Below are 23,167 nucleotides of genomic sequence, written 5' to 3' on the forward strand. Positions count from 1 at the left end.
CGGATGCCGGACTTCAGCCCTTGTTGGCCTTCTGGAAACGTTCCAGCTGCTCGTTGCCGCGCTTGACGATGCTGTCCAGCGCTTCCTTGGGCGTCTTTTTGCCGCCCCAGACCTGTTCCAGTTCCTCGTCCTCGATGGTGCGGATCTGCACGTAGTTGCCCAGGCGGATGCCGCGGCTCTTGTCGGTGACCTTGCGGATCATCTGCGTCACGGCCACGTCGGTGCCCGGGTTCTTGGCGTAGAAGCCCGAATCCTCGGTCAGCTTGTAGGCGGCCATGGTGACCGGCAGGTAGCCGGTGCGCTGGTGGCTGGCGGCCTGCACTTCGGGCTTGGAGATGAAGTCGAAGAAGGAGGCGATGCCCTTGTACTGCTCGGGCTTCTTGCCCGACATCACCCACAGGCTGGCGCCGCCGATCACGGTGTTCTGCGGCGCGCCCTGCACGTCCGGGTAGTAGGGCAGGGGAGCCAGGCCATAGGCGAACTTGGCGTTCTTGGCCACGTTGCCGTAGAAGCCGGAAGAGGTGTTGATCATGGCGCACTCGCCGGAGACGAAGCTGGCCTCGGGCACGTTGCCGCGGCCCTTGTAGACGAACAGGCCCTGCTTGGCCATGTTGGCCAGGTTCTCGATGTGGCGCAGGTGCAGGGGCGAATCCACCTTCAGGCGCGCATCCATGCCCTGCAGGCCGTTGCCGCGGGTGGCGAACTCCACGTTGTGCCAGGAGGAGAAGCTCTCCAGCTGGGTCCAGCCCTGCCAGGCGGTGGTGAAGGGGCACTTGTGGCCGCTGGCCTTGAGTTTGGCGGCGGCCGCCACGACTTCGGGCCAGGTGGAAGGCGCCTTGTCCGTCGGCAGGCCGGCGGCCTTGAAGGCGTCCTTGTTGAAATAGAAGATGGTCGTCGAGCTGTTGAAGGGAAAGCTCAGCATCTCGCCGCTGGGCGCCGTGTAGTAGCCGGCCACGGCCGAGATATAGGCCTTGCTGTCGAACTTGTAGCCGGCATCGGTCATGACCTTGCTGACGGGAACGACGGCCTTCTTGCTGGCCATCATGGTGGCCGTGCCCACTTCGAAGACCTGCAGGATGTCGGGTGCGTTGCCGGCGCGGAAGGCGGCGACGGCGGCGGTCATGGACTCGTCGTAGCTGCCCTTGAAGGTCGGGACGATCTTGTAGCTCTTCTGGCTCTCGTTGAACTGCTTCGCGAGGTCGTTGACCCATTCGCCGTTGACGGCGGTCATCGAATGCCACCACTGGATTTCGGTCTGCGCCTGCGCGTTGGCGGCCAGGAGGACGCCGGCCGCGGCGGCCAGGGCGAGGGTCTTGAACTTCATGAGGTCTCCAGCAGAAGGATGGACAAACCGGGCATCGTGGCTTTGCCGCGTGACGGTTGCGTGTCTTTTTCGTGACCGTCATTTTGCCTGCTTGCCAGAGCCGTTCCGAAGCGGGGAAACCCGTCGCGACAAGACCCTGCCGGCCCCGTTGACGGCCCGGGCGCGCGGGCTTTGCTGCAGGGCAGCATGCTAGGATTTCTGCCCTCTTTCGCGCTCGCTCGCACACATCCCCGGGACACCATGACGACGAAGACATCGCTGGACAAGGCCAAGATCAAGATCCTCCTGCTGGAGGGCGTCCACCCCTCCGCCATCGAGATGCTCAAGAGCTCCGGCTACACGCAGATCGAGACGGCGCCCAAGGCCCTGCAGGGCGAGGAACTCAAGGCCCGCCTGGCCGATGTGCACTTCCTGGGCATCCGCTCGCAATCGCAGCTGACGGCCGACGTGCTGGCCCATGCGCCCAAGCTGGTGGCCGTGGGCTGCTTCTGCATCGGCACCAACCAGGTCGACCTGCAGGCGGCGCGCGAGCGCGGCATTGTGGTCTTCAACGCGCCGTACTCCAACACCCGCTCGGTGGCCGAGCTGGTGCTGGCCGAAGCCATCCTGCTGCTGCGCGGCGTGCCCGAGAAGAACGCGCTGTCGCACCGCGGCGGCTGGCTGAAGTCGGCCACCAACTCCTACGAGATCCGCGGCAAGACCCTGGGCATCGTCGGCTACGGCTCCATCGGCACCCAGCTGTCGGTGCTGGCCGAGGGCCTGGGCATGCACGTGGCCTTCTACGACGTGGTGAGCAAGCTGCCGCTGGGCAATGCACGCCAGGTGCCCACGCTGCGCGAGCTGCTGGCGCAGAGCGACATCCTGACCCTGCACGTGCCCGAGACACCGGCCACGCAGTGGATGATCGGCGAGGCCGAGATCGCGGCCATGAAGCACCACGCGATCCTGATCAATGCCTCGCGCGGCACGGTGGTGGATATCGACGCCCTGGCCCAGGCCATCCGCGACAAGAAGCTGCTGGGCGCCGCGCTCGACGTGTTCCCCAAGGAGCCGGGCAGCAACAACGAGTCCTTCGAGTCGCCGCTGCGTGGCCTCGACAACGTCATCCTCACGCCCCACATCGGCGGCTCCACCATGGAGGCGCAGGCCAATATCGGCGTGGAAGTGGCAGAGAAGCTGGTGCGCTACAGCGATACCGGCACGACGACGTCCTCGGTCAACTTCCCCGCCGTGGCGCTGCCGGCGCACCCGGGCAAACACCGGCTGCTGCACATCCACGAAAACAAGCCGGGCGTGCTGTCGGAGATCAACCGCATCCTCTCGGACAACCAGATCAACATCGCCGCGCAGTTCCTGCAGACCGACGAGAAGATCGGCTACGTGGTGATCGACATGGATGCCGCCTCCTCCGAAGTCGCCCAGCAGAAGCTGGCGGCGGTGCCGGGAACCATCCGCAGCCGCGTGCTGTTCTGAGACTTCAAAAAAAGCCGACGAACGGCGTCCAGATGAGAATCTTTATCATCTAAGATAACGCCCCTCAGCCAGCCAACTGCAGTGCCGGACCCCGCTCGGGGCCGGCCCGTCGAGATGCCAGCGAACGTCTTTTTCGCAGGATCCCGACCATGTCAGTTTCTCCCGCAGGCCCCGGCGCAGCGCGCCGCAGGCTGTCCCGCAACGCCGTCTGCATCGCCGCGCAACTGTGCCTGGCCGGCACGGCCCTCCCGGCCTTCGCGCAGACCGCCGCCACCACCAACACCACGGCAGACAACGACGGCCACCTCGCGCCGCTGACCGTGCAGGCGCACCGCGAGCCGGCCGCCGGCAGCACCACCGTCATCGGCACCGAGGAGCTGGAGCGCAACGGCACCATCGACATGGGCGGCGTGGTGCGCAACCAGCCCCTGGTCAGCGCGCCGGGCGCCACCAGCGGCGGCGGCAATGTCTGGGACGGCGCCGGCACCACCGGCTACAACGTGCGCGGCGTGGAGGGCAACCGGGTCAGCCTGGACGTGGATGGCATCCAGCTGCCGCCGGCCGCGCCCCGGCCGGACGGCAACGCGGCCAACTCCTTCGGCGTGGGCCGTGACTACATCGACCCCGAGATGTTCCGCGAGGTGCGCATCGATTCCGGCACCACGCCCGCCGCGCGCTCCGGCGCCCAGGGCCTGGGCGGCGGAGTAGGGTTCATCACCAAGTCGCCGGTGGACTACCTGCAGGGCGACGTCACCCGCTACGGCGCCTACAAGCTCGGCTATTCGTCGGCCAGCCGCACCCTGTCCAACGCGGTGACCGCGGCGGCGCGGCTCGACAAGGTGCAGGTGCTAGGCATCTATTCGCGCCGCGACGGCCATGAGGCGAAGAACAACAGCGCCGTCGCCCCCAATCCGGACGACTGGCATTCCGATGCCCTGCTCACCAAGTTCCGCTGGGCCGACGACCCGGTGCACCAGTTCGGCCTGACGCTGGACCTGTTCCGCCGCCACAACGACCGCGTCTACGACAACAAGACCTCCACCACCTATCCCAACGGCGCCACCCAGCAGGCCGTGGCCCAGCGCGCGCGCATCAGCCTGGACCACGACTATTCGCCCGGCATCGGCACCCATGCCCTGTTCGACACCCTCAAGACCCGGCTCTACCTGCAGACCGCCAGCGAGGACGACGACACCCAGGCGCCCTACGTCACCGGCGGCCAGACCTACCAGCGTTTCCTCTCCACCAGCTACGACAACGACAACCTCGGCGCCACCGTCGATGCCCGCAAGCTGCTGGGCACGCACCTGCTGAGCTACGGCGCCGGCCTGGACCAGGGCAATTCCAAGCGCCCGTGGTCGGAGCTGCGCACCAACGCGGCCGGCGCCGTGGTCAGCACCAGCACCGGCAGCAAGAACCGCATGGCCGATACCGACACCACCCGCCTGTCGGCCTATATGCGCGACGAATACAGCTTCGAGGCCATCGGCCGCCGCGCCACCCTCACCCCCGGCCTGCGCGCCGAGTACTGGCGCATGAAACCCGACGCCAGCGGCTACGCCACGGCGGTGACGGGCGCCGCCAGTCAGTTGAAGACCGACAGCGACACCAACCTCCTGCCCGGCCTGAGCCTGGCCCTGGAGATGCAGCCCGGCCTGGACGCCTACGCCCAGTACCAGCGCGGCGTGCGTATCCCCACCGCGGCCGAGAAGACCGGCACCTACGACTCCTTCAGCTACACCGGCGGCAGCTCCGGCTACGCGGTGCTGGGCAATCCCGACCTGAAGCAGGAAACCAGCGATGCCTTCGAGCTGGGCATCAAGGGCGCGGCCGCACCGGGCGTCACCGTGCGCGCCGCCGCCTTCTACACCCGCTACCACGACTTCATCGAATACGCCGCCCAGGCGGCCGACCCGGTCAACCTGCCCACCGTCACCTTCGGCCTGTACCGGCCCGAGAACATCGGCCGCGCCAACATCTGGGGCGGCGAGTTCTCCACCCGGCTCGAAGGCGCCGCCTGGTCCGGTGGCCTGCGCGGCTACAGCCTGGAGCTGGCCGGCGGCGTGACGCAGAGCAACGCCACCAACACCAGCACCGGCGCCAAGGGCCGGCTGGCTTCGGTGGCGCCGGCCAAGGTGGTCGCCACGCTGGGCTACACCGATCCGGGCAAACGCTTCGGCGTGTTCGGCACCGTCACCGGGGTGAAGGCGCGGCAGGCGCAGGGCGATGTCATCGCCAGCTCCACCACCAGCACCTTCGCGGTGCCGGGCTTCGGAGTGCTGGACTTCAGCGCCTTCTGGAACCTCAGTCCGAAGGTGCGGCTGAACGCCGGCCTCTACAACCTCACCGACAAGAAGTACTGGAACTACGCCACCGTGCGGGCCTTGCCCAACGGCACCGCCGCCCAGCGCACCGAGATCGACCGGGTTTCCATGCCCGGACGCAACCTCGGCGTCAGCCTCAACGTGATCTTCTGAGAAGGACTCTCGCCATGCCAACCACCACCACCCGCAGAAACTTCCAGCGCCTGGCCCTCGGCGGCGCCGCATCCCTGGGCCTCTTGGGCACTGCCGTCCGCGCGGCCGAGCCCTCCCTGTCTGAACGCTGGGACCAGCTGCGTGCTTCGCAGCCCCGCCTGCCGGCGCGCGATGCGGCCCGGCAGCTCGGCGTGTCCGAAGCCGAGTTGCTCAACACCCGGGCCGGCGGCACCGTCACCCGCCTGCGCGACGGCAGCGACACGGCCCGTGAAGCCATGCGCCGCGTGCTGGGCCTGGGCGAGATCATGGCCCTGACCCGTAACGAGAACGCCGTGATCGAGACCACCGGCGTGCCCCGGCCCTTGCCGGAGCGGCTGACCCGTCCGGCCGCCGATCCCGCGGCCGAGGCCCAACGCCAGCGCCAGCTGCAGAGCGTCGTCGGCTACCTCGGCGGGCCGATCGACCTGCGCACCGATTTTTCGGTCTGGCACTTCGCCTTCGCCGTGGTGCAGCCCGGCGCGCAGGGCAAGACCAGCCGCAGCCTGCAGTTCTTCGATGCGCAGGGGCAGGCTGTGCACAAGGTCTATCTGACCGAGGCGTCGGACGTGGCGGCCTACGAGCGGCTGGTGGCCGAGTTCTCCGCCCAGGCTTCGAGCGGGCCTCTTTCGGTGGCGCCTGTCTTGGCGCGGCCTGCCGATCGGCCGGATGCCTCCGTGGATCAGCCCGGCCTGCAGCAGGCCTGGGGCGAGATCACCGATGTGCACCAGTTCTCCCGCCTGCTGTCGCGCTTCGGCGTGGAGCGGCAGCAGGCCTTCCGCCTGGCGCCCGCCGGCAAGGCCGTCGCTTTGCAGGCCCGGGCCGTGCGGCCCCTGCTGCAGGAGGCGGCGGCACGAAAGGTGGCGCTCATGGCCTTCGTCGGCAATGCCGGCGTCACCGAGATCTACAGCGGCAACATCGACAAGGTCCAGGAGGTCGGCGGCTACTTCAATGTGCTGGACCCGAAGTTCAACCTGCACCTGCGCGACAGCGCCTTCCGTTCGGCCTGGCTGCTGGAGCGGGGCAGCATCCATTCCGTCGAGTTCTTCGACGACCAGGGGCAGCTGGCCGTGAGTTTCTTCGGTGTGCATGGCCGGGGCGAGCCGCAGCCGGCCGCCTGGGTGGAACTGGTGCGCGGCCTGCCGCGCCTGGCCGGCTGATGCTTCCATCCGTCTGATTTGCATCGGATTTCATCCATCCGGATTTTCCGGGGGGATTTTTGTAGAACCCGGGCTTTCAACCTGAAAAATGAAAGCCCGAGGTGATCGTGACAAAACTTCCCCATTTTCCTGGCCTGAAACTCACCATGGCCCTGGCGGCCTGCATGTCCTGGGCCGCGCAGGCTCATCCGCTCGATCCGCTGACAGCGGATGAAATCCAGAACGCGGTCGCCGTGCTCAAGGCCAGGCCGGATTTTCCCGCCGATGTCCTGTTTTCCACGGTGCAATTGAAGGAGCCGCCGAAGTCGGAAGTCTGGAATTATCGGGACGGCGCCGAACACCGGCGCGAGGCCTTCGCCGTCGTGATGGACCGAAAACTCAACCGCACTTACGAATCCGTCATCGACCTGAAGACCAAACGCGCCATTTCCTGGCAGGAAATCAAGGGCGTGCAGCCGCTGCTGGCGGACAGCGAATATGAAGCCATGCGCAAAATCGTCAAAGCCGATCCCCGCTGGCGCGCCGCCATGCAGAAGCGCGGATTCAAGGAGGCGGATTTCGGGAAAATCGAAATCGACGGCTGGGCGGTCGGTGTGGTCGATCCGAAATTCTCCGGCCGCCTGATCCGCGGCGTGCCGTATTTCAAGGGCGACGGCGAAAACCATTACGGCCGCCCGATCGAAGGTGTGGTGGCGCTGGTCGACCTGAATCGCCGCAAGGTGATCGATTTGATCGATTCGGGTGTGGTGCCGGTCGCCGCGAAGACCCAGGATTTCAGCGAGGCCGCGGTGGGCCCGCAGCGCAGGCCGCCGCCGCCCTTGCTGATCACGCAGCCCGAGGGAGCCGGCTACACCCTCAAGGGCCACGAGATCGCCTGGCAGAAATGGCATTTCCGTTATTCCATGCATCCGCGCGAGGGCATGGTGCTGCACACGGTTTCCTACGACGACCAGGGAAAATCCCGCCCGATTCTCTACCGTGCCGCGGTTTCGGAAATGGTGGTGCCATACGGCGATCCATCGGTGAACTGGCGCTGGCGCGCCGCTTTCGATGTCGGCGAATACAACATCGGCCGAAATTGCTATTCCCTGGAAAAAGACCGGGATGCACCGCCGAATGCACAACTGCTGGATGCCGCCTTCGCCGACGACACCGGCGCGGTGGTCGAGCGCAGAGGCATCGTGGCGATTTACGAGCGCGATGCCGGAATACTCTGGAAGCATTACGACGGCGTCGGCCAGAAAAACGAGACACGGCGCGCCCGCGAACTGGTGCTGTCTTCCGTCGCCACCATCGGCAATTACGATTACGCGATCAACTACATCTTCAAGCAGGACGGCTCCATGGAAGTCGACCTGGCGCTCACCGGCCTGATGCTGGCCAAAGGGGTGAAGGAGCAGAAAGCCGATGGGCACCACGATTCCGGCTCGGGCCATCTGGTGGCGCAGAACATCGTCGCGCCGCATCACCAGCATTTCTTCAATTTCCGGCTGGATTTCGATGTGGATGGGGTGAACAACTCGGTGGCCGAGATGAATTCGCGTGCCATGGCGCCCGGCGCCGAAAATCCTTACGGCAATGGATTTCTCATGCACGAATCCCTGCTGAAAACCGAACGCGAGGCTGCACGCCATGTCGATATGCAGGCCGCGCGTACTTGGCTGGTGAAGAATCCCTCGGTGCGGAATTCACTCGGCCAGAACACCGGTTTCATCATCGCGCCGGGCACCAATGCCATCCCTTACGCGGCACCCCAGGCGCCGGTGAGACAACGCGCCGGCTTCATCGGCCGCCATTTCTGGGCCACCCGCTACCGGCCAGAAGAAGCCTATGCCGCCGGCCCTTACCCCAACCAGAACCGGGCAGCGGGCGGGCTGCCGGTCTACATCGCCGACAACGAAGCGCTGGAGAACACCGACGTGGTCGTCTGGTACACGCTGGGCGTGACCCACATCCCCGGCCCGAGGAATGGCCGGTGATGCCGACGACCCACACGGGCTTCAGGCTGCTGCCCGCGGCCTTCTTCGACCGCAATCCGGCGCTCGACGTGCCGCGATCGTGATCAGCCGACCGCCGGGCGTCGGCGGGCGAAGCGCACCACCGTCACACCCGCGCGCGCCTGCCGCAGCGAGGGCATGACGAGCACGCAGTCGTCGTGCGGCGTGACGATGGGGGTTGCGGCGTCGTAGCCGATCACGGTGCCGGCGACCGGGATCAGCTCCAGTCCCTGGTAGGGCTCGACGAAACGCACGTCGCGCCCGCCGACCACGGCCGCGCCGGTCACTTCCAGCAGCCATTGCACAGGCGCGTCGGGCAGCCGCCAGCCCGGCAGCGCCGCCTCGGCTTGCGCGGCATCCAGCGCCTCTGACTGCACCAGGAACCGCAGGCACTGGTCCTGCGCCACGGCGCGGCTGGCCGGGTCGCCATGGAAACCGCACTCCACCAGCAGCGACCGCACGCCCGAAGCGATGGCAGCCGAATCGCCGAAGCGCCCGAAGTCCCGCATGCGCACGCCATCGCGATGGCCGGCATCCGCCACGATGTACTCCGGCGTGCCCATGGCCACGGCCAGCGCCTCGTTCAGCGGCGAGACGCCCGAGAGCGAAAGCGGCAGCCCGGGCTCGTGCATCGAATGCAGGTCCAGCAGCCAGTCGGCCTCGGCCACGAAGGGCGACAGGGCCAGGGCCCGGCGCCGCTCCAGCGTGGAGCCCGAGGCCATGCGCTCCACCGACCACTGGCGGTTCATGTCCTCCTCGACGAAACGCGAGTCGTCATGCCGCGCCGCATCGAAGCTGGCGAAGGCATCGAGGTTGCAGAAGGCCAGCGTCAGCCGGCCGCGTGCCGGCCGCACGCCGGCTTCCAGCAGGCCCTTCAGCGCCCAGGCGCCGCACAGCTCGTTGCCATGCACCAGGGCCGTGATCATCACGTGCCGCCCGGGCTGCCCGGAGTCGAAGCGCCAGACGCCGGCAGTGCCGGTGTTGCCCTCGGCCCAGGCGCCCAGCTCGGGCTTTTGCAGGGTGAACTCCATGCCGGCCATCCTCATTCGTCGGTGATGTGGGCGAATTCGACGATCTTCTTGTACTTGGCCGTCTCCGAGGCCAGGAAGGCGTTGAGGTCCGGCTGGGTCTGCGTCACCACCGAGCCGGAGGCTTCCATGCTCTTTCGGAAGTCCGAGGCCTTGAGGATGTCGGCCACGGCCGCCTTGAGTTTCTGCTGGATCGGCTCGGGCAGGCCGGCCGGGCCGAGCAGGGCGAACCACACACTCATGTCCACGCCCTTCAGGGACGGGTTCTCGGCCAGGGCCGGCACATCGGGCGTGACCGGCGAGCGCTTGGCCTCCGAGGTGCCGATGGCCACCAGCTTGCCGCTCTTGATCAGGGGCAGGGCGCTGGAGAGCACATACACGCCGTAGTCCAGGCTGCCGCCGATCAGGTCGGTGGTCAGCGGGCCGGTGCCGCGGTAGGGGATGTGGGTCATGAAGACCTTGCCTTCTTCCTTGACCATCTCGGCCGTCATGTGCAGCGCGGTGCCCACGCCCGAGCTGCCGTAGGAATAGAAGCCCGGCTTGGCGCGCACGGCCTTCAGGAAGTCGGCCGTGTTCTTCACCGGGTTGGCCGGCGAGGTGGTCAGCACCAGCGGCTGGGTGGCCAGCAGGGCTAGCGGGGTGAAGTTCTTGATCTGGTAGCGCACCGACTTGCGTACCAGCGCGTTGATCGCGATCTCGTTGTTGGCACCGACCAGCAGGGTGTAGCCGTCCGGCGCGGCCATGGCGACCTTCTGCGCGGCCAGCGAACCGCCGGCGCCGCCCAGGTTCTCCACCACCACCGGCTGGCCCAGGCGGTTCGAGAGGTCGGTGGCCAGGGTGCGGCCCACCAGGTCGGTGCTGCCGCCGGGCGGATAGCCCACCACCAGGGTGATCGGGCGCTGCGGCCAGGCATTGCCCTGGGCCATGGCGGCGGAGAAGGGCAGCAGCAGGCAGGCGGCGATGGCGGCGCGGCGCAGGGGAGACAGGCGGAGAGACTTCATGCGTGGGACCTCGGTTGCAGTGAGGCGATTTTTCGGCGCGACGCCCGGGCTGCTTGTGCCGAGTAGGCACAATCCCCTGCCAATACGGCACGGCGATCGGATCGACACATGCAGGTCAAATGGCTGGAAGACTTCATCGCGCTGATCGACACCGGCAACTTCAGCCGCGCCGCCGAGCAGCGCAACGTGACCCATCCGGCCTTCGGCCGGCGCATCCAGCAGCTGGAGCAATGGGCCGGCACGCCGCTGGTGGAGCGCGGCAGGAGCCCGGTTCGGCCCACGCCTGCGGGCGCGCTGCTGATGGACACGGCGCGGCAGATGGTCTCGGGCCTGGAAAGCTCGCGGCTGGAGCTGCTGGGCGAGGCCGGCCGGCAGGCGCGCACCGTCACCATCAGCACCGGCCGCACGCTGGCGCGCACCGTGCTGGCCGACTGGCTGGTGCGCCTGCATCCGGTGCTGCGCGATGCCGAGCTGCGCATCCGCACCTCGAGCCTCGCCGAATCGGTGCAGCTGCTGGAGCGCAACGAGACCGACTTCTCGCTGGTCTACCACCACCCGGGCTTGACGCTGCGGCTCGACGGCCGGCAGTTCTCCTTCATCGCCCTGGCTTCGGACAAGCTGGTGCCCGTGGCCCGTGCGGATGCCGCCGGCCAGCCCACCTACCGGCTCTCCGCAGAACAGCCGGTGCCGCTGCTGACCTACAGCCGCAGCCTGGCCATGGGCCGCCTGCTGGAGGACCACCTGGCGCACAACCGCCATGCACCGGCCCTGCAGCGCCGCATCGAATGCGATTCGGCCGATGCGCTGCACGAGTATGTGCAGAAGGGCCTGGGCGTGGCCTGGCTGCCCTGGTCCATGGTGCAGGCCGACTGCAAGGCCAAACGGCTGGCGCTGGCCGGCGAGCGCCGCATGGAGCTGCGTTTCGAGGTGCGGCTCTACCGGCCCAAGCGCCGCCTGCATGCGCTGGCCGAGGCCGTGTGGGCTTCGGCGGCGCCGCGCTGAATGCCGCTGCGCCGGGCGCATGGAGAATCTGCCTTTTTTCCGCCGATCCACCCACCCACGCCGCCATGCCCGTTTCCGGCCCGATCACCGCCAGCAGCCTCACCCCCCTGGGCCTGCAGGCCTGTTCGCAGATCCTGGACCAGGCCCTGGCCGGCCGCTTCGAAGCGGCGCAGGGCCAGCTGACCGAGCTGGCGCTTTGCAGCCGCCTGGGCGTGTCGCGCACGCCGGTCCGCATGGCGCTGCAGTACCTGCATGGCGTGGGGGTGCTGGCGCATGAGCCGCGGCGCGGCTGGCGGCTGGTCGCCGGCCGGGCGCAGCTGCAGAAGGCGCGGCGCGCGCTGCCGCAGGACGAGGCCCTGGCGCTCTACTACGGCCTGCTGCGCGACCGCACCTCCGGCCTGCTGGCCAGCAAGGTCACCGAGCACGAGATCCGGCAGCACTACCAGGCCCGCGCCTCGGTGGTGCGCGAGGTGCTGATGCGCCTGCTGCAGGACGGCATCCTGCGCGGCCGCAGCGGCCTGCGCTGGGAGTTCGCCGAGACCATGGACGCCGACAACGAGCGCGAGAGCTACCGCTTTCGCATCGTGATCGAATGCGCCGCCCTCGCCGAGCCCGGCTTCCAGGTCGACAAACGCCGCCTGGAGGCCAGCCGCCAGCGCCAGCAGGCGCTGATCGCGCATGCCACGCGCCGGTCCTGGCTGGAGTTCTTCGACGCCAATGCCGAGGTGCACGAACTGCTGGCCAGCGCTTCGGGCAACCGCTACTACCTGCGGGCGGTGCAGGAGCAGAACCGGCTGCGCCGCATCAGCGACCTGTCGGACTATCCGCTGGTGGATGTGGAGGCCCTGCAGCGCTCCTGCCGGGAGCACCTGGCGGTGCTCGACGCGGTGGCCGCCGGCGAGCTGGGCCGGGCCGCGGGCATCCTGCGCGCCCACCTCGAACGCGCCAGCGACCTGCTGGAGCAGCGGGTGGCGGGCACGCTGGAGCCGGCGCGGCCGCTCGCGCCCCGCGCGTCCTGAAGGCCCTGGCGGCTTGTATTTTTCGGCCCGTTTTTTCTGGTTCGGGCCGATTGAATAAAACAAGCGGGCTTCCTAGCATCGTCCGATCGCGGCCATACCGGGTCCGCGTCCGACGGAGTCCTTCTTCCATGCAAGCCCCCACGCCCGCTGCGCTCGATGCCTTCTGGATGCCCTTCACCGCCAACCGCAAGTTCAAGCGCGATCCGCGTTTCGTCACCGGCGCCCAGGGCATGCACTACACCATGTCCGACGGCAGCCAGGTGCTCGACGGCATCGCCGGCCTGTGGTGCGTCAACGCCGGGCACCGCCATCCGGCGATCAGCGCGGCGCTCAAGCAGCAGATCGACACGCTGGACTACGCCTCGAACTTCCAGCTCGGCCATCCGGCCGCCTTCACCCTGGCCGAGCGCCTGGCCGACTGGGCGCCGGCCGACCTGAACCGGGTGTTCTTCACCAACTCCGGCTCCGAGTCGGTGGACACCGCCCTCAAGATCGCCCTGGCCTGGCACCGCGCCCGCGGCGACGCCGGCCGCTACCGCCTGATCGGCCGGGCCCGGGCCTACCACGGGGTGGGCTTCGGCGGCATCTCGGTGGCCGGCATCGCCAAGCACCGCAATGCCTTCGGGCCGCTGCTCAATGGCGTGGACCACCTGCCGCACACCCACGATCCCAAGCGCAATGCCTTCTCGCGCGGCGAGCCGCTGCACGGCGTGGAGCATGCCGATGCGCTGGAAGCCATCTGCGCGGTGCACGATCCGGCCACCATCGCGGCCGTCATCGTCGAGCCGATCGCCGGCTCCACCGGCGTGCTGCCGCCGCCGGTGGGCTATCTGACAAGGCTGCGCGAAATCTGCGACCGGCACGGCATCCTGCTGATCTTCGACGAGGTCATCACCGGCTTCGGCCGCCTGGGCGCGCGTTTCGCCGCCGACCGCTTCGGCGTGGTGCCCGACCTGATGGCCACCGCCAAGGGCCTGACCAACGGCGCCATTCCCATGGGCGCGGTCTTCGTGCGCGAGGCCATCCACGCCGGCTTCATGCAGGGCAGCGAGGCGGGCGTGGAGTTCGCCCACGGCTATACCTACTCGGGCCATCCCCTGGCCTGCGCGGCGGCGCTGGCCACGCTGCAGGTGCACCAGGAGGAAGACCTGGCCGGCCAGTGCGCCGCCATAGCGCCGTATTTCGAGGATGTGCTGCATGCGCTGCGGGGCGAGCCCGCCGTGGCCGACGTGCGCAACCTCGGGCTGCTGGGCGCCGTCGAACTCAGCCCCTTCCCGGGCCGGCCGGGCGTGCGGGCCCAGGCGGTGGAGCGCCGCTGCCTGGAGCAGGGCCTGCTGGTGCGGGCGCTGGGCGAGACCATCGCCGTCTCGCCGCCCCTGGTGGTCTCGCGCGACCAGCTCGCCGGGCTGGCAGAAACCTTGCGTGCGGCCCTGCGCCATGTGGACGCCGCCGGCCCGGACGCCGCGTCGCCCTGATCCCTTCCCTTTCCATCGGAACGCCGCCATGAAGTTCAAGACAGCCGCCGCCTCTTCCTGCCTGCTGGCCCTCGCGGGCCTGGCCCAGGCCCAGGCACCGGCACGCCCGCTGCGGGTGCAGATCAACTCGGACATCCGCTCCACCGACCCCGGCACCAACCGCGACGACAACACCGATTCGGTGCTGATGCACATCGGCGAAGGCCTGGTGGCCATGCGCGAGGACACCAGCCCCGGCCCGCTGCTGGCCAGCAAGGTCGATGTCTCGGCCGACGGCCTGAGCTACACCTTCACCCTGCGTGACGGCGTGAAGTTCCAGAACGACGCACCGCTCACCGCGCAGGACGTGGTCTGGAGCTGGAAGCGCTACATGGACCCCGCCACCAACTGGCGCTGCCTGCCCGAGTTCGACGGCCGCGGCATGACCAAGCTGCTGTCGGTCGAGGCGAGCGACGCGAAGACGGTGGTCTTCAAGCTGCAGCGCCCGGCCGGCCTGCTGCTGCAGACCATGGCGCGTTCGGACTGCGGCGGCTCGGCCATCCTGCACAGCAGCTCGGTCGGCCCCGACGGCAAGTGGCTGCAGCCGGTGGGCACCGGCCCGTACAAACTCAAGGAGTGGAAACGCGGCCAGTACATCGACCTGGTGCGCTTCGACGGCTATGCCTCGCGCGGCGGCCCGCGCGACGGCTTCACCGGCGGCAAGAAGGCCGAGATCGAGACCATCCACTACATGGTGATTCCCGACGCGGCGGCGGCCAAGGCGGCGCTCTACAGCGGTGCCATCGACGTGCTGTCCACCGCCTCGGCGCCCGACGTCGCCGAGATGCGCGCCCGCTCCGATGTGAAGGTGGAGTTCGGCCCTTCGATGAACCTGCTGGGCCTGCTGTTCCAGACCCGCGACCCGCTGCTGCAGGACCTGCGCCTGCGCCGCGCGCTGGCCCTGTCGCTGGACTATGACGAGCTGGCCCGCTCGGTCACCGAAGGCCTGTCCAAGCCGAACAACTCGCCGGTGCCCACCTCCAGCCCCTACTACGGCGCGGCCGAGGCGGCGGGCTTCAGGCGCGACCTGCCGCAGGCGCGCAAGCTGCTGGCCGAGGCCGGCTACAACGGCCAGCCGATCAAGCTGCTGGCCAACAAGCGCTACGAGATCAGCTTCAACTCGGCGGTGCTGATCCAGGCCATGGCGGCCGATGCCGGCATCAAGATCGACATCGAGGTGCTCGACTGGGCCACCCAGCTCGACCGCTACACCCGCGGCCAGTACCAGGCCATGGCCTTTCCCTATTCCTCGCGGCTGGACCCGGCGCTGAGCTTCGAGATGCTGGCCGGCCCCAAGGCCACCCAGCCGCGCAAGGTCTGGGACAACCCGGCCATGGCCGGCAAGCTGGCCGAATCGATGCTGCTCACCGACAAGGCCGCACGCCAGACGCTGTTCGACGAACTGCACCGCAAGTTCATCGAGGAGGTGCCCAGCGTGGTGCTGTTCAACGGCACCGACGGCGCCGGCCTGCGCAAGAACGTGAGCGGCTACCAGAGCTGGCCGGCCGACAAGCCGCGCTTCTGGAACGTCAGCCTGAAGTAGGGCCGCCCAGCACCTGCGCCGGCCGGCGCAGCGTCGCATCGAAGGGATTGACCTGCGGCCCGATGGCCGCGGCCTCGCGCTTGAGCAGCTCCACCACCGTGGGCAGGCGCTCGGCGTTGAGCCGGTCGAGGATGGTGCCCACGGCCAGGGCGGCCACCGCGCGGCCCTCGCGGTCCAGGATGGGCACCGCCACGCCCGCCATGCCTTCCAGCAGCCCGCTGGTGCGGCCGGCGAAGCCCAGGGCGCGCACCTTGTCGATCTCGGTGCGCAGCTGCACCTCGTCGTAGATGCCGAACTCGCGCAGCCGCGGCAGGTTGAAGCGGATGACCTCCTCGCGCTCGCTCTCCGGCAGGAAGGCCAGGATGGCCAGCGCCCCCTGGCCGGCGCCCAGCGCCACCCGGCCGCCCACATCGCCGGTGAAGGAGCGGATGGGAAAGGGCCCCTCGCTGCGGTCCAGGCAGACCGCGTCGAAGCCGCTGCGCGCCAGCAAGAAGATCGCATCGCCCAGGCTGGCGCCCAGGCGCAGCAGCACCGGGCGGCACAGGCTGCGCAGGTCGCCCGGGTTGCCGGCCTGCGCGGCCAGGGCGAAGAAGTCGATGGCCAGGCGGTAGCGCTTGCTCTGCAGGTCCTGCTCGACCACGCTTTCCGCCATCAGGGACTGCAGCAGCCGGTGCGTGGTGGCCTGGGTCAGGCCGACTTCGCGTGCGAGTTCGGTCACCCGCGCGCCACCGGATGGGGCACGGGCGAGGGCGCGCAGCACCGAGAAGATGCGGGGCACGCCGGCGGTGGAGGCGGTGGGCTCGGTCACGGGTTCCGTTTTGTGAAATCAATAAAGCCGATGAAGTCTAAAGTATTTCATTGGTCGGAATAAATCGAAAAAAGATTCCGGTATACGGAAGAACCCTGTCTTTCTGGTCCGCTACTTGCAACAGACTCCGCGTCCATCCGACCCCCCAGAAAAGCAGGCCCCATGTCATTCCTCCAGCTCAGCGGCGTCAGCAAGTTCTACGGCGATACCTGCGCCGTGGCCGACATGAACCTGTCGGTCGAGAAGGGCGAGTTCGTCTCGCTGCTCGGCCCCTCGGGCTGCGGCAAGACCACCACCCTGCAGATGATTGCCGGCTTCGAGCCGGTGACCCGCGGCCGCATCGAACTCGACGCCCGCGACATCACCCAGGCCAAGGCCAACACCCGCGGCCTGGGCATCGTGTTCCAGAGCTACGCCCTGTTCCCGCACATGACGGTGGAGGCCAACGTGAGCTTCGGCCTGGAGATGCGCAAGATGGCGAAGGCCGAGCGCCTGGACCGCGTCCGCCATGCCCTCTCCCTGGTCCACCTCGACCAGCACGCCAGACGCTACCCGCGTGAACTCTCCGGCGGCCAGCGCCAGCGCGTGGCCCTGGCGCGTGCCCTGGTGATCGAGCCGCCGGTGCTGCTGCTGGACGAACCTCTGTCCAACCTCGACGCCAAGCTGCGCGAGGAGATGCAGTTCGAGCTGCGCCAGATCCAGCGCAAGGTCGGCACCACCACCGTGATGGTCACCCACGACCAGAGCGAAGCCATGTCGGTCAGCGACCGGGTGGTGGTGATGGAGGCCGGCCGGGCCACGCAGATCGACCATCCCTTCCAGGTCTACGAGCATCCGCGCACCCGCTTCATCTCGACCTTCGTCGGCAAGGCCAATCTGCTCGAAGGCCGCATCGAGGGCGAGGACGACATGCAGGCGGTGCGGGTCGGATCGCTCTCGGTGCCCATGTTCGAACCGGGTTTCCGCCCGGGCAGCGCGGTGCTGCTGGCGGTGCGGCCGGAGAAGCTGCAGCTGGTGCCGGCGGGCGCCGGCCGGCTCGACGGCCAGGTCATCGAACGATTCTTCCTCGGCAGCCAGTGGCTCTACCGCCTGTCCACACCGGTCGGCGAGCTGACGGTGCTCTGCGCCAACGACGGCCGCATCGTGCTGGAGGAGGGCGCGCAGTCGGCCATCGACTGGCCGGACAGCTGCACCCGCGTGCTGCCGGTCGACCAAGGGGCGCTCGCATGAGCGGCGCCGCGACCGCGGGCCCGTCGCGCGCCACGCCCTGGTGGCTGAGCGGCCCGGCGCTGGTGCTCTTCCTGCTGCTGCTGGTGGTGCCGCTGCTGCTGACGGCGGTGCTGTCCTTCAATGTCTACGACCCGGTCACCGGGCCGAAGTCGGGCGAGTTCACGCTGGAGCATTACCGGCTGGTGTTCACCGACGAGTACTACTACGGCATCTTCTGGCGCACCTTCTGGGTGTCGGCGGTGGTGGCGCTGATCTGCGTGGTGATCGGCACCATCGAGGCCTATGTGCTGAGCCGCATGTCCAATCCCTGGCGCTCCATCCTGCTGCTGGTGGTGCTGGCGCCGCTGCTGGTTTCGGTGGTGGTGCGGGCCTTCGGCTGGAGCATGCTGCTGGGGCCGGAGGGGCTGGTGAACGGCCTGCTCAAGCTGCTGGGCGCGAGGCCGGTGAAGATCCTCTACACCGAGACGGCCATCGTCATCGCCCTGGTGCATGTGATGCTGCCCTTCATGGTGATCCCCGTGTGGACCTCGCTGCAGAAGCTCGATGCCGGCGTGGAGAACGCGGCGCTGTCGCTGTCGGCCACCCCGTTCACCACCCTGCGCCGCATCGTGCTGCCGCAGGTGATGCCCGGCATCCTGTCGGGCAGCCTGATCGTGTTCGGCCTGTCGGCGAGTTCGTTTGCGATTCCCGGACTGCTCGGCGGGCGGCGGCTGAAGATGGTCGCCACCGTGGTCTACGACGAATACCTGCACGAGCTGAACTGGCCCCTGGGCGCGGCCGTGGCGCTGACCTTGCTGATGGCCAATCTGCTGGTGATGCTCAGCTACAACCGGCTGGTCGAAGGCCGCTACAAAAAGTCATTGGGTTGATGCCATGAGCCAACAACAAAAGAACGGCCCCGTCGCCCTGGCGTTCAACGCCCTGGTCATCGCCTTCATGCTGGCGCCGCTGCTGGTGGTCTGCGTGGTGGCCTTCACGCCCGAGAACACGCTGACCCTGCCGACCACCGAGTTCTCGCTGCGCTGGTTCCGCGCGGTCTTCGTGCATCCGGACTTCATGCAGTCCTTCTGGAACAGCCTGTGGCTGGCCCTGGCCTCGGCCAGCATCGCCACGCTGCTGGCGGTGCCGGCGGGGTTGGCGATCACGCGCTACAACTTCCCCGGCCGCGGGCTGCTCAACGGTCTCTTCCTGTCGCCGCTGCTGATTCCGCACCTGGTGCTGGGCGTGGCGCTGCTGCGGCTGTTCGCGCTGGTCGGCGGCGCGGGCAGCTTCGGGTTCCTGATCCTGGCGCATGCGCTCATCGTCACGCCCTACACGTTGCGGCTGGTGGTGGCGGCGCTGGTGGGCTTCGACCGCAGCGCGGAGCATGCGGCGCTGTCGCTGGGTGCATCGACCGCCACGGTGTTCCGCCGCATCACCCTGCCGATGATCCTGCCGGGCGTGACCGGCGGCTGGATGCTGGCCTTCATCAACAGCTTCGACGAGGTGACCATGTCGATCTTCGTCACCTCGCCCAGCACGGTGACGCTGCCGGTGCGCATGTACATGTATGCCACCGAGTCGATCGACCCGCTGATGGCCGCCGTCTCCGCGCTGATGGTGGCGCTGACCGCCTGCGCCATGGTGGTGCTGGACCGCATCTACGGCCTGGACCGCATCCTGGTGGGCGGCAAATGAGCGTGGGCCAGCTACAGCGCGTGGCCGAGACGGGCCGCGCTACCGTGCATTTCCTGCTCGACGGCCAGCCGGCCACCGCGCTCCAGGGCGATACGGTGCTGACCGCCGTGCTCACACAGCAGGCCGTGCTGCGCCATAACGAATTCAGCGGCCAGCCGCGCGCCGGCTTCTGCCTGATGGGCGCCTGCCAGGACTGCTGGATGCGCACCGCCGAAGGCGCCGCGCTGCGCGCCTGCTCCACCTTCATCGCCGAGGGCATGGCCCTGCTGACACAAGAGGGCGGCGCATGACCCGCACCGTGATCGTCGGCGCCGGCCCGGCGGGCATCCGCGCCGCGCAGACCCTGGTCGAACATGGCCTGCGGCCGGTGCTGCTGGACGAGGCGGCGCGTGCAGGAGGCCAGATCTATCGGCGCCCGCCCGCGAATTTCGAACGGCCGGCCGAGGCGCTCTACGGCACCGAGGCAGGCCGAGCGAAGGCGGTGCATGCGGCCATCGATGGCATCGCCGACCGCATCGACTACCGGCCCGGCAGCCTGGTCTGGAACGCACAGGCGGGCAGCCTCGACGTGCTGGACACGGCCACCTCCACCAGCCGCGCCGTGCCCTACGACCGCCTGATCGTGGCCACCGGCGCCACCGATCGCGTCCTGCCGGTGCCGGGTTGGACCCTGCCCGGCACCTACAGCCTGGGCGGCTCGCAGGTGGCGCTGAAGTTCCAGGGCTGCACCATCGGCCGGCAGGTGGTCTTCATGGGCAGCGGGCCGCTGCTCTACCTGGTGGCCTACCAATATGCCAAGGCGGGCGCGCAGGTGGTGGCGGTGCTGGACACGGCCACGCTGGCCGACCAGGCGGCCGCCTCGCCGCGCCTGCTGACCAAGCCGGCGACCCTGGCCAAGGGCCTGTACTACCTGGGCTGGCTGCGCACGCATGGCGTGGCGCTGCATCGCGGCGTGCGACCGGTGCGGGTGCTCGGCTCGGACCGGGTCACCGGTGTCGTCTTTCACGACGGCCAGTCCGAACGCACCCTGTCCTGCGACGCGGTCGGCTTCGGCCATGCCCTGCGTTCGGAAACCCAGCTGGCCGACCTGCTCGGCTGCCGCTTCGCCTTCTCGCCGGTGCAGCGCGCCCACCTGCCGGAGCGCGATGCGGCCGGCCGCAGCAGCGTCGAAGGGGTCTACCTGGCCGGCGACGGCGCCGGCATCCAGGGCGCCGATGCGGCCGAATGGGCGGGCGAGCGGGCCGCGCTGGCGCTGCTGCAGGACGAAGGCATGACGGTAGACCCCGGCCGCGTCAGCCTGCTGGAGAACCGTCTGTCACGCATCGGCGTCTTCCGCCGCGGCCTGGAGCGCGCCTTTCCTTTCCCCGAGGACTGGGCCGCCCAGGCGCCGGACGAACTGGTCGTCTGCCGCTGCGAGAACATCACCGCCGGCGAGCTGCGCGCCACCGTGCGCGACACCGGCGCCGACGAGATGAACCGGCTCAAGGCCCTGTCGCGCATCGGCATGGGCCGCTGCCAGGGCCGCATGTGCGGCGTGGCCGCCGCCGAGCTGCTGGCCCATGCGGCCGGCGTGCCCATCGCCCAGGTGGGGCGGCTGCGCGGCCAGGCGCCGATCAAGCCGATTCCGCTGGGCCTGTCGGCCGGGCCGGAGGCCGCCGCATGAAGCGCCGTATCGAAACCGACGTGGCCATCGTCGGCGGCGGCATCGTCGGCGCCTCGGCCGCGCTGGCGTTGCGACGCAAGGGCGTGCGTGTGGTGCTGCTGGAGCGCGACCTCTGCGGCTCGCGCTCCAGCGGCGTGAACTATGGCGGCGTGCGGCGCCAGGGCAGGGCGCTGGTGCAGCTGCCGCTGTCGCTGCGGGCCCATGGCATCTGGGCGCGGCTGCCGGAGTTGATCGGCATCGACGGCGAATACATCCGCTCGGGCCATTTCAAGATCGCCCGCAGCGAGGCGGACATGGCCTCGCTGGAGCGTTATCGCGATGCGAGCCGGGATTTCGATCTGGGCATCGAGCTGCTGTCCGGCGAGCGCCTGAAAGCGCTCTGCCCCTGGCTGGGCGGCAAGGCGGTCGGCGGCTCGCTCTGCCCCGAGGACGGTCAGGCCAACCCCCGCCTGGTCTCGCCCGCCTTCGCGCGTGCGGCGCAGCGCGCCGGTGCGGAGATCTTCGAGCGTTCACCGGTCGATTCGGTGAGCCACGACGGCAGTGGCTTCACCCTTCAGTCCGGCGACCGGCTGGAGGTGCATTCCGCGCAGCTCATCAACTGCGCCGGTGCCTGGGCCGGTGCCCTGGCCACCCAGTTCGGCGAGCCGGTGCCCATGACCTCGGGCCATCCCGCCATGGCGGTGACCAGCCCCATGCCGCACTTCATGGACTGGAGCCTGGGCGTGGAGGGCGGCGGTGTCTATGGCCGCCAGGTGGCGCGCGGCAACCTGGTGCTGGGCGGCGGCCGCGGCCTGGCGCTGGACGCCGACCGTGCCCGCTCCAGCCGGGATGCCATCGCGGCGCTGACCACGCAGGCGATCGCCCTGCTGCCGGGGCTGCGGCATGCGCAGATCATCCGCACCTGGTCCGGCACCGAGGGTTACCTGCCCGACCGCCAGCCGGTGCTGGGCGCCAGCCGCACCACCCCCGGCCTGCTGCACGGCTTCGGTTTCGCCGGTGCCGGTTTCCAGGTGGGCCCTGCGGCCGGCGAAGTGCTGGCCGAGCTGGCCCATGAAGGCGCCAGCAGCACACCCATCGAAGCGTTTTCCATCGGCCGTTTCTCGGCTGCTTCTCCTGTTTCTTCTTCCTCAAAGGACTGACGATGACCTCCGCCAAGACTTCCCTCCCTGGCCGCCGCATCCTGCTGGCGGTGGCCGCCGCCGCATCCCTGGCCTTGAGCGCTGGAGCGCAGGCGCAGACCAAGACGATCTACATCGGCATGAACGGCGGCACCATGGAGAAGGCGTACACCCAGTACGTCTTCCCCGCCTTCGAGAAGCAGAACAACGTGAAGGTGGTGGTGGTGCCCGGCACCTCGGCCGACATCCTGGCCAAGGCGCAGGCCAACAAGGACAAGCCGCAGATGCATGTCATGTTCCTGGACGACGGCGTGATGGTGCGCGCCATCGGCATGGGCCTGTGCGAGAAGCAGCGGCCCAGCGCCACGCTCAAGGAAATCTATCCGGTCGCCCGCTTCAAGGACGACATGGCGACCTCCATCTCGCTGGGCATGACCGGGCTGGCCTACAACAAGAAGATGTTCACCGAGAAGGGCTGGGCGGCGCCTACCTCGTGGATGGACATGGCGGACCCCAAGTTCAAGGGCAAGCTGGTGTTTCCTTCGATCACCTCGTCTTCCTTCGGGCTGCACGGCTTTTTGATGTTCAACCGTATCCAGGGTGGCAATGACCAGAACGTGGAGCCGGGGTTCGCTGCCTGGCCCAAGACGGTCGGGCCGAATGTGCTGGAGTACATCCCCAGCTCGGCCAAGATCTCCGAGATGGTGCAGACGGGGGAGGCTGCGCTGTTTCCTCTCACGCCCAGTGGCGTTGCCGCTTTGAAGGCCCGCGGCATTCCGGTCGAGTACGCCCAGCCCAAGGAAGGCGCTGTGCTGCTGATGGTGGGGCAATGCGTGATTGCCAATAACTCCGAGCCTGAACTGGCGCAGAAGCTCGCCGAGTTCCTGCTCACGCCTCAGGCGCAGGCCAATATGCTGGAGCACGGGAATATCGTGCCTACCAATCCCAAGGCGCCTGTTGTCGGGGCTGGCATTCAGCAGGTTGCTGAGATCAAGGAGTGGTTGAAGAACGCTATTACCGTTGACTGGGCTTCGGTCAACGCTAACCGTAGTGCTTGGAATTCGCGGTGGAATCGGACTATTGAGCGTTGAGTTTTT

Annotated in this window: 19 protein-coding genes; 15 read left to right on the forward strand and 4 right to left on the reverse strand. The window is 68.5% G+C overall.

Going from position 1 to position 23,167, the window contains the following annotated elements; genetic code table 11:
- Positions 1–13 precede the first annotated feature (13 nt).
- On the reverse strand, positions 14–1,324 hold the full coding sequence (gene ugpB, locus GT347_RS23050; protein ID WP_160554415.1) for a sn-glycerol-3-phosphate ABC transporter substrate-binding protein UgpB: 1,311 nt from the start codon (positions 1,322–1,324) through the stop codon (positions 14–16).
- 240 nt (positions 1,325–1,564) lie between these two features.
- Between ugpB and serA the strand changes: the two genes are divergently transcribed.
- The 4 genes from serA (at position 1,565) to GT347_RS23070 (ending at position 8,449) form a co-directional block, all read left to right on the forward strand.
- Entirely contained in the window at positions 1,565–2,797 is a 1,233-nt protein-coding gene (gene serA / locus GT347_RS23055; protein ID WP_160554416.1) for a phosphoglycerate dehydrogenase, read from the forward strand.
- A 149-nt stretch (positions 2,798–2,946) separates the two neighbouring features.
- A complete protein-coding gene (locus GT347_RS23060; protein WP_160554417.1) occupies positions 2,947–5,274 on the forward strand; it encodes a TonB-dependent hemoglobin/transferrin/lactoferrin family receptor in 2,328 nt (775 codons plus the stop codon).
- A gap of 14 nt (positions 5,275–5,288) precedes the next feature.
- Entirely contained in the window at positions 5,289–6,470 is a 1,182-nt protein-coding gene (locus GT347_RS23065; protein WP_160554418.1) for a hemin-degrading factor, read from the forward strand.
- Between the two features lie 164 nt (positions 6,471–6,634).
- Positions 6,635–8,449, forward strand: a complete 1,815-nt coding sequence (locus tag GT347_RS23070; protein WP_229722942.1) for a primary-amine oxidase — start codon at positions 6,635–6,637, stop codon at positions 8,447–8,449.
- An 83-nt stretch (positions 8,450–8,532) separates the two neighbouring features.
- Here the strand turns inward: GT347_RS23070 and GT347_RS23080 are convergent, their stop codons facing one another.
- Together GT347_RS23080 and GT347_RS23085 are read right to left on the reverse strand one after the other, a co-directional pair.
- Complete coding sequence (locus tag GT347_RS23080) at positions 8,533–9,513, reverse strand: M14 family metallopeptidase (RefSeq protein WP_160554420.1); 981 nt, start codon at positions 9,511–9,513, stop codon at positions 8,533–8,535.
- Positions 9,510–10,496, reverse strand: coding sequence for a Bug family tripartite tricarboxylate transporter substrate binding protein (locus GT347_RS23085; protein WP_160554421.1), 987 nt, complete (start codon positions 10,494–10,496; stop codon positions 9,510–9,512). The genes GT347_RS23080 and GT347_RS23085 overlap by 4 nt, the downstream gene beginning before the upstream one ends.
- Positions 10,497–10,604: 108 nt before the next feature.
- Here GT347_RS23085 and GT347_RS23090 point away from each other — a divergent pair, with 108 nt between their 5' ends.
- From GT347_RS23090 to GT347_RS23105, 4 genes are all read left to right on the forward strand, one after another.
- Entirely contained in the window at positions 10,605–11,498 is an 894-nt protein-coding gene (locus tag GT347_RS23090; protein ID WP_160554422.1) for a LysR family transcriptional regulator, read from the forward strand.
- A 65-nt stretch (positions 11,499–11,563) separates the two neighbouring features.
- Positions 11,564–12,517 (forward strand): GntR family transcriptional regulator, encoded by a 954-nt coding sequence (locus GT347_RS23095; protein WP_160554423.1) that lies wholly within the window; start codon positions 11,564–11,566, stop codon positions 12,515–12,517.
- A 128-nt stretch (positions 12,518–12,645) separates the two neighbouring features.
- Positions 12,646–13,992: an aspartate aminotransferase family protein gene (locus GT347_RS23100; RefSeq protein ID WP_160554424.1), complete on the forward strand. Its 1,347-nt coding sequence runs from the start codon at positions 12,646–12,648 to the stop codon at positions 13,990–13,992.
- A gap of 28 nt (positions 13,993–14,020) precedes the next feature.
- A complete protein-coding gene (locus tag GT347_RS23105; RefSeq protein WP_160554425.1) occupies positions 14,021–15,574 on the forward strand; it encodes an ABC transporter substrate-binding protein in 1,554 nt (517 codons plus the stop codon).
- Here the strand turns inward: GT347_RS23105 and GT347_RS23110 are convergent.
- Positions 15,561–16,382, reverse strand: coding sequence for an IclR family transcriptional regulator (locus tag GT347_RS23110; protein ID WP_160554426.1), 822 nt, complete (start codon positions 16,380–16,382; stop codon positions 15,561–15,563). The genes GT347_RS23105 and GT347_RS23110 overlap by 14 nt on opposite strands.
- A gap of 162 nt (positions 16,383–16,544) precedes the next feature.
- On the opposite strand from GT347_RS23110, the gene GT347_RS23115 reads away from it, so the two are divergent.
- Genes GT347_RS23115 through GT347_RS23145 form a run of 7 tightly spaced genes read left to right on the forward strand, consistent with a single transcriptional unit; the run spans position 16,545 to position 23,161 of the window.
- Positions 16,545–17,612 carry an ABC transporter ATP-binding protein gene (locus GT347_RS23115; protein ID WP_160554427.1) on the forward strand — a complete coding sequence of 356 codons (1,068 nt, stop codon included), beginning with the start codon at positions 16,545–16,547 and terminating at the stop codon, positions 17,610–17,612.
- A complete protein-coding gene (locus GT347_RS23120; RefSeq protein WP_160554428.1) occupies positions 17,609–18,481 on the forward strand; it encodes an ABC transporter permease in 873 nt (290 codons plus the stop codon). Before GT347_RS23115 ends, GT347_RS23120 begins: the two co-directional genes overlap by 4 nt.
- A gap of 4 nt (positions 18,482–18,485) precedes the next feature.
- Positions 18,486–19,289, forward strand: a complete 804-nt coding sequence (locus GT347_RS23125) for an ABC transporter permease (protein WP_160554429.1) — start codon at positions 18,486–18,488, stop codon at positions 19,287–19,289.
- Positions 19,286–19,579, forward strand: a complete 294-nt coding sequence (locus tag GT347_RS23130; protein WP_160554430.1) for a (2Fe-2S)-binding protein — start codon at positions 19,286–19,288, stop codon at positions 19,577–19,579. The genes GT347_RS23125 and GT347_RS23130 overlap by 4 nt, the downstream gene beginning before the upstream one ends.
- Complete coding sequence (locus GT347_RS23135; RefSeq protein WP_160554431.1) at positions 19,576–20,952, forward strand: FAD/NAD(P)-dependent oxidoreductase; 1,377 nt, start codon at positions 19,576–19,578, stop codon at positions 20,950–20,952. The genes GT347_RS23130 and GT347_RS23135 overlap by 4 nt, the downstream gene beginning before the upstream one ends.
- Positions 20,949–22,091, forward strand: coding sequence for an NAD(P)/FAD-dependent oxidoreductase (locus tag GT347_RS23140; protein ID WP_160554432.1), 1,143 nt, complete (start codon positions 20,949–20,951; stop codon positions 22,089–22,091). Before GT347_RS23135 ends, GT347_RS23140 begins: the two co-directional genes overlap by 4 nt.
- Positions 22,092–22,093: 2 nt before the next feature.
- Positions 22,094–23,161 (forward strand): ABC transporter substrate-binding protein, encoded by a 1,068-nt coding sequence (locus GT347_RS23145; RefSeq protein ID WP_160554433.1) that lies wholly within the window; start codon positions 22,094–22,096, stop codon positions 23,159–23,161.
- The last annotated feature ends 6 nt before the right edge of the window (positions 23,162–23,167 follow it).

Origin of the sequence: Xylophilus rhododendri (assembly GCF_009906855.1) — a bacterium.
GTDB classification, from domain to species: Bacteria; Pseudomonadota; Gammaproteobacteria; order Burkholderiales; family Burkholderiaceae_C; genus Xylophilus; species Xylophilus rhododendri.

Coding starts and splice junctions, on each gene's coding strand:
- ugpB (WP_160554415.1), bottom strand. CDS start 1,324: ATGAAGTTCAAGACCCTCGCCCTGGCCGCCGCGGCCGGCGTCCTCCTG.
- serA (WP_160554416.1), top strand. CDS start 1,565: ATGACGACGAAGACATCGCTGGACAAGGCCAAGATCAAGATCCTCCTG.
- GT347_RS23060 (WP_160554417.1), top strand. CDS start 2,947: ATGTCAGTTTCTCCCGCAGGCCCCGGCGCAGCGCGCCGCAGGCTGTCC.
- GT347_RS23065 (WP_160554418.1), top strand. CDS start 5,289: ATGCCAACCACCACCACCCGCAGAAACTTCCAGCGCCTGGCCCTCGGC.
- GT347_RS23070 (WP_229722942.1), top strand. CDS start 6,635: ATGTCCTGGGCCGCGCAGGCTCATCCGCTCGATCCGCTGACAGCGGAT.
- GT347_RS23080 (WP_160554420.1), bottom strand. CDS start 9,513: ATGAGGATGGCCGGCATGGAGTTCACCCTGCAAAAGCCCGAGCTGGGC.
- GT347_RS23085 (WP_160554421.1), bottom strand. CDS start 10,496: ATGAAGTCTCTCCGCCTGTCTCCCCTGCGCCGCGCCGCCATCGCCGCC.
- GT347_RS23090 (WP_160554422.1), top strand. CDS start 10,605: ATGCAGGTCAAATGGCTGGAAGACTTCATCGCGCTGATCGACACCGGC.
- GT347_RS23095 (WP_160554423.1), top strand. CDS start 11,564: ATGCCCGTTTCCGGCCCGATCACCGCCAGCAGCCTCACCCCCCTGGGC.
- GT347_RS23100 (WP_160554424.1), top strand. CDS start 12,646: ATGCAAGCCCCCACGCCCGCTGCGCTCGATGCCTTCTGGATGCCCTTC.
- GT347_RS23105 (WP_160554425.1), top strand. CDS start 14,021: ATGAAGTTCAAGACAGCCGCCGCCTCTTCCTGCCTGCTGGCCCTCGCG.
- GT347_RS23115 (WP_160554427.1), top strand. CDS start 16,545: ATGTCATTCCTCCAGCTCAGCGGCGTCAGCAAGTTCTACGGCGATACC.
- GT347_RS23120 (WP_160554428.1), top strand. CDS start 17,609: ATGAGCGGCGCCGCGACCGCGGGCCCGTCGCGCGCCACGCCCTGGTGG.
- GT347_RS23125 (WP_160554429.1), top strand. CDS start 18,486: ATGAGCCAACAACAAAAGAACGGCCCCGTCGCCCTGGCGTTCAACGCC.
- GT347_RS23130 (WP_160554430.1), top strand. CDS start 19,286: ATGAGCGTGGGCCAGCTACAGCGCGTGGCCGAGACGGGCCGCGCTACC.
- GT347_RS23135 (WP_160554431.1), top strand. CDS start 19,576: ATGACCCGCACCGTGATCGTCGGCGCCGGCCCGGCGGGCATCCGCGCC.
- GT347_RS23140 (WP_160554432.1), top strand. CDS start 20,949: ATGAAGCGCCGTATCGAAACCGACGTGGCCATCGTCGGCGGCGGCATC.
- GT347_RS23145 (WP_160554433.1), top strand. CDS start 22,094: ATGACCTCCGCCAAGACTTCCCTCCCTGGCCGCCGCATCCTGCTGGCG.